The sequence below is a fragment of the Oleiphilus sp. HI0132 genome, assembly GCF_001635845.1.
On sequence record NZ_LWGJ01000316.1, the window covers coordinates 1 to 959 of the forward strand.

The following is a 959-nucleotide window of genomic DNA, read 5'->3' on the forward strand; positions in this document are numbered from 1 at the left end:
GTGCGTGTTGAAGAGCATAAGAGTTTTGTGGTTGCTGATATTCCAGGCTTGATTGAGGGTGCTGCAGAAGGAGCGGGCCTTGGTGTTCGTTTTCTGAAGCATTTGGTAAGAACTCGTCTGTTGCTTCATGTTGTTGATATGGCGCCTTACGATGGCTCAGATCCGGCTCAGGTGGTGCAGGCGATAGCGGCTGAGTTGGAAAAGTTTAGCCCTACCTTGGCTTCCCGGGATCGCTGGCTGGTTCTGAATAAGCTTGATTTATTGCCAGAAGAAGATCGTAAGGCTATATGCGAGAAATTAGTAGAAGCGTTAAATTGGACGGGGCCCGTTTATCAGGTGTCGGCAATTAAGTCTGCTGGTCTAGCGAACTTGTGTCGGGATATCATGACATGGATTGATGAGAAGAATGCGGCTGAGGCAGCTGATGAAGCCTTAGCTGAGCAGGAGCAATTGATTAAGGATAAGATGCATCAGGAAGCTAGAGATAATCTAGAGGCTCTGAAGGCGGCTCGCAAGGCTAAGCGCCTGGCAGGTGAGGAGCTGGATGACGATTTTGATGACGGCGATGACGATGATGGTGTTGAAGTGGTATATGCTCAGTAGTGTGGTGAGTGGTTTTGTGGTGGGCGATAGGGTTGTATCAATATGACTGAGTGTACTGGGCGCGCTGAGCTAAGTCGTGCAAACCGTTGGGTTGTGAAAATCGGCAGTGCATTGCTGACTGATGATGGTAAGGGCTTGGCTCGAGAGTCTATCGGTGACTGGGTGGCGCAGTTGTCTAAGTTGCATCGTCAGGGGCTTGAAATTATTTTAGTGTCTTCCGGATCTGTGGCGGAAGGTATGGCGCGCTTGGGGATGAGCGAGCGTCCTCAGGAGTTACACTTGCTGCAAGCTGCGGCTGCGGTCGGGCAAATGGGTTTGGTTCAGGCCTATGAAGAAGAGTTCCAAAAGCATGGCTT

Annotated in this window: 1 protein-coding gene and 1 pseudogene; both read left to right on the forward strand. The window is 50.5% G+C overall.

Going from position 1 to position 959, the window contains the following annotated elements:
- Positions 1-603, forward strand: a 603-nt coding sequence (locus tag A3766_RS03830) for a GTPase (RefSeq protein WP_197479291.1), incomplete at its 5' end; no start/stop codon positions are given.
- Between the two features lie 42 nt (positions 604-645).
- Positions 646-959, forward strand: a pseudogene (locus tag A3766_RS03835) (glutamate 5-kinase); the annotation flags it as partial.